The sequence below is a fragment of the Pseudomonas sp. K5002 genome (assembly GCF_013386655.1).
Taxonomy (GTDB): Bacteria; Pseudomonadota; Gammaproteobacteria; order Pseudomonadales; family Pseudomonadaceae; genus Aquipseudomonas.
Map to the genome: position 1 here is coordinate 1 of NZ_JACARK010000800.1, position 4,332 is coordinate 4,332.

Consider the following 4,332-nt stretch of genomic DNA (forward strand, 5'->3'; position numbering starts at 1 on the left):
CCGGCGCTGATGGCGAACGAACCCACCGCCGCCGACAGGTTGCCGCAGTTGCCGCTCCAGTCCACGAACGGTTTGTCGATGGACACCTGGCCGAACAGGTAGTCCACGTCGTGATCGGCGCGGGTGCTTTTGGCCAGGATCACGGTTTTGCTGGTGCTGGAAGTCGCGCCGCCCATGCCGTCGATTTGCTTGTCATACGGGTCGGGGCTGCCGATCACCCGCAACAACAACGCATCCCGCGCCGCGCCCGGCACCTGGGCCGACTCGGGCAAATCCTTGAGGCTGAAAAACACGCCTTTACTGGTGCCGCCACGCATGTAGGTGGCGGGAATCTTGATCTGCGGTACGTGTGCCATGGTGGTCCTCATGGGCCGGGGCGTTGACCCCGGCCGCAGTTATCAGGCAGTAACAGCCGATTCCAGGAAGTCCTGGGCAAAACGTTGCAACACGCCGCCCGCCTCGTAGATCGACACTTCTTCAGCCGTGTCCAGGCGGCAGGTCACCGGCACCTCGACACGCTCGCCGTTCTTGCGGTTGATCAGCAACGTCAGTTGCGCACGCGGGGTGCGTTCGCCGATCACGTCGTAGGTTTCAGTGCCGTCGATCTTCAGGGTCTTGCGGTCGGTGCCCGGCAGGAACTCCAGCGGCAGCACGCCCATGCCCACCAGGTTGGTGCGGTGGATGCGCTCGAAACCTTCGGCGGCAATCGCTTCAACACCGGCCAGGCGTACGCCCTTGGCCGCCCAGTCACGGGACGAACCCTGGCCGTAGTCGGCGCCGGCAATGATGATCAGCGGCTGCTTGCGCTCCATGTAGGTTTCGATCGCTTCCCACATGCGCGTGACCTTGCCTTCCGGCTCCAGGCGCGCCAGCGAACCCTGTTTGACCTTACCGTCTTCAACCACCATTTCATTGAACAGTTTCGGGTTGGCGAAGGTGGCGCGCTGCGCGGTCAAGTGGTCGCCACGATGGGTCGCGTAAGAGTTGAAGTCGACTTCCGGCAGGCCCATTTTCGCCAGGTATTCGCCGGCGGCGCTGCCCGGCATGATCGCGTTGGACGGCGACAGGTGATCGGTAGTGATGTTGTCCGGCAGCACCGCCAGCGGGCGCATGCCCTTGAGCGGACGTGCACCGGCCAGGGCACCTTCCCAGTACGGCGGGCGACGGATGTAGGTGCTCTGCGGGCGCCAGTCGTACAGCGGCGTGACCTTCGGGCCGGTGTCTTCGTGGATCGCGAACATCGGGATGTACACCTGGCGAAACTGCTCCGGCTTGACCGACGCCTTGACCACCGCGTCGATTTCTTCGTCGCTTGGCCAGATGTCCTTGAGGCGGATTTCCTTGCCGTTGGCGTCCAGGCCCAGCACGTCTTTTTCGATGTCGAAACGGATGGTGCCGGCAATCGCATAGGCCACGCACAACGCGGGCGAGGCAAGGTAGCCGGCAGGGACTTTCGGGTTGACCCGGCCTTCGAAATTGCGATTGCCCGAAAGCACCACCACGCCTTTCAAGCCCTGCTCGGCGAAGGTCTCGACATGGCGTTCGAGGCTGCCGGAATTACCGATGCAGGTCATGCAGCCAAAGCCCGCCAGGTCGAAACCCAGCGCGGCGAAATCCTCCAGCAAGCCGGCGGCTTCCAGGTAATCGGCCACCACCCGTGAGCCTGGCGACAGCGACGTCTTGACCCACGGTTTGCGCGTCAGCCCACGGGCGCGGGCGTTGCGGGCGAAGAGCCCGGCCTGGATCATCTGCGCCGGGTTGGCGGTGTTGGTGCAACTGGTGATGGCCGACATCACCACCGCGCCATGGGTGATCGGCACCTGGAATGACGGCTCGAAGAAATCCTGCTTTTGCGCGCATACATGCTGATGAAACGACGCCCCGGCCTGGGCCAGGGACTGGCGCTGATGGGGCTGATGCGGGCCGGCGACACTCGGTTCAACCTGCGCCAGATCCAGCTCGATCAACTCATCGAACACCGGCTCGGGATCGTCGTCCCGGCGCCACAGAGATTGCGCCGACATGTAGGCCGAGACCTTGTTGATCAAGGCCTGCGGGCGCGCACTCAGGGTCAGGTACGCCAGCGTCTCGTCATCAAACGGGAAAAACACCACGGTGGCCCCGTATTCCGGCGCCATGTTCGCCACGGTGCCCCGCGCCGCCCAACTCAGGGACGCCAGGCCCGGTCCGGTGAACTCGACAAACTTGCCGACCATGCTGCGCCGGCGCAGCAGTTCAGTCACCGTCAGTGCCAGGTCAGTGGCCGTCACGCCGTCGCGCAACGCATTGGTGACGCGAATGCCCACCACCTGCGGATAAGGAATTGGCACCGGTTCGCCGAGCATCGCCGCCTGCCCTTCCAGCCCGCCAACGCCCCAGCCCAGCACGCCGATGGCATTGATCATCGGCGTGTGGCTGTCGGTGGCGACCATGCAGTCGGGGTGCAACAGCACGTGGCCGTTGCGCGGCGCGCTTTCCCACACCACCTGGGCGATGGACTCCATGTTCATCTGGTGGATGATCCCGGTGCCCGGCGGGATCACCTTGAAGTTATCCAGGCTGGCCTGGGCCCACTTGATAAAACGGTAGCGCTCGCTGTTGCGGCGAAAATCGATGTCCAGGTTGGCATCCACCGCGCCCGCCTCGGCGTAGTGCTCGACGATCACCGAATGGTCGATGGTCAGCACCGCCGGGATCGAGGGGTTCACCGCCCGGGGATCACCGCCCAGCTCGGCCACCACATCGCGCATGCCGGCGAAATCCGCCAGGGCCGGCAGGCACGTGGTGTCGTGGAACATCAGCCGGTTGGGCTGGAACGGCACCTCGCAATCCGGCCCTTCGCCGATGGCCCGCGCCACTACCTGTGGCAATGAAGCCGGGGCGCAGCGGGCAATGTTTTCCAGGAGAATGCGCACGGAATACGGCAGGCGCTGCAGTTGCGCCGGGGTCAGCAACTGGTGCAGGTCGATCCAGGCAAAGCGCTGGCCGTCGATGTCGAGGTGACTGAGATACTCACTCATAGCTGTTTGAATACCCGCTCGATACGCTCAAGGCCCCAGTCCAGTTCTTCGCGGGTAATGGACAACGGCGGTGCGATGCGCAGTACGTTTTCGTGGGTTTCCTTGGTCAGCAGCCCTTCGGCCAGCAGCGCTTCGCAGATGGGCCGCGCATCGCGGTCCAGTTCCACGCCGACCCACAAGCCACGCCCGCGAATCTCGCGGATGGCCGGCGAGTGCATGGCCTTCAGGCGCTCCACCAGGTAGTGGCCCAGTTGCGCGCTGTTATCGATCAAGCCCTCCTCTTCCAGCACCTTCAACGCTTCCAGGCCAATGGCCGCCGCCAACGGGTTGCCGCCGAAGGTCGAGCCGTGGCTGCCGGCGTCGAACAGGTCCATGATCGAATGATCAGCGACGAACGCCGACACCGGCATGATCCCGCCGCCCAGGGCTTTGCCGAGGATCAATGCATCGGGGCGAATGCCTTCGTGCTGGAAGGCAAACCACTTGCCGGTACGGCCCAGGCCGGACTGGATCTCATCGAGGATCAGCAAGGTGTTGGTCTGGTCGCACAGCTGGCGCAGTTCCCGCAGGAAACCTGCGGGCGGCACGCGAATGCCGGCCTCGCCCTGGATCGGCTCGATCAGCACCGCGCAGGTGTCGGCGGTAATGGCCTGGCGGAAACTCTCGATGTCACCGAAGCGCGCCTCGGTGAAACCGTTGCAGAATGGGCCGAAGTCGGCCTTGTAGTCCGCCTCCGACGAGAAGCCGACGATGGTCGAGGTGCGGCCGTGGAAATTGTTGTCGGCCACCACGATGTTGGCCTGATTGGCCGGGATGCCCTTGATCCGGTAGCCCCAGCGTCGCGCCGCCTTGATCGCGGTTTCCACAGCTTCGGCGCCACTGTTCATCGGCAGGGCCGAGTCGAAGCCCGTGATGCGGCACAAGGTCTTGAGGAAGTTGCCCAAGGGTTCGCTGTAGAACGCCCGGGACACCACGCTGATCTTGTCGATCTGCGCCACGGCGGCGGCGCGGATGCGCGGGTGGACATGGCCGTGGCTGACGGCGGAATAGGCCGACATCATGTCCAGGTAGCGCTTGTCATCATCGCCAATGGCCCAGACGCCCTCGCCCTTGACGATCACCACCGGCAAGGGGGAATAGTTGTGGGCGCAGAATTGGTTTTCGAGGGTGATTGCCGGGTTGGGGTGCATGGTGGGGATGTCCTGCCGAATAAATAATGAATGAACAACAAAGACCCAATGTGGGAGCGGGCTTGCTCGCGAATGCGGAGGGTCAGCCAACATCTCCGGCGACTGACCCTCCGCATTCGCGA

At 64.0% G+C, this 4,332-nt stretch carries 3 protein-coding genes; all 3 read right to left on the minus strand.

Going from position 1 to position 4,332, the window contains the following annotated elements; genetic code table 11:
* Positions 1-356, minus strand: a 356-nt coding sequence (locus HX846_RS28815; RefSeq protein ID WP_306173164.1) for a PrpF domain-containing protein, incomplete at its 3' end; no start/stop codon positions are given.
* Between the two features lie 42 nt (positions 357-398).
* On the minus strand, positions 399-3,020 hold the full coding sequence (acnA, locus tag HX846_RS28820; RefSeq protein ID WP_178966622.1) for an aconitate hydratase AcnA: 2,622 nt from the start codon (positions 3,018-3,020) through the stop codon (positions 399-401).
* Complete coding sequence (gene rocD, locus HX846_RS28825) at positions 3,017-4,210, minus strand: ornithine--oxo-acid transaminase (protein WP_087694138.1); 1,194 nt, start codon at positions 4,208-4,210, stop codon at positions 3,017-3,019. Before rocD ends, acnA begins: the two co-directional genes overlap by 4 nt.
* Positions 4,211-4,332: the final 122 nt, after the last annotated feature.

Bases quoted from the DNA above. Each gene is read 5' to 3' on its own strand.
- acnA (WP_178966622.1), bottom strand. From the start codon at position 3,020: ATGAGTGAGTATCTCAGTCACCTCGACATCGACGGCCAGCGCTTTGCC.
- rocD (WP_087694138.1), bottom strand. From the start codon at position 4,210: ATGCACCCCAACCCGGCAATCACCCTCGAAAACCAATTCTGCGCCCAC.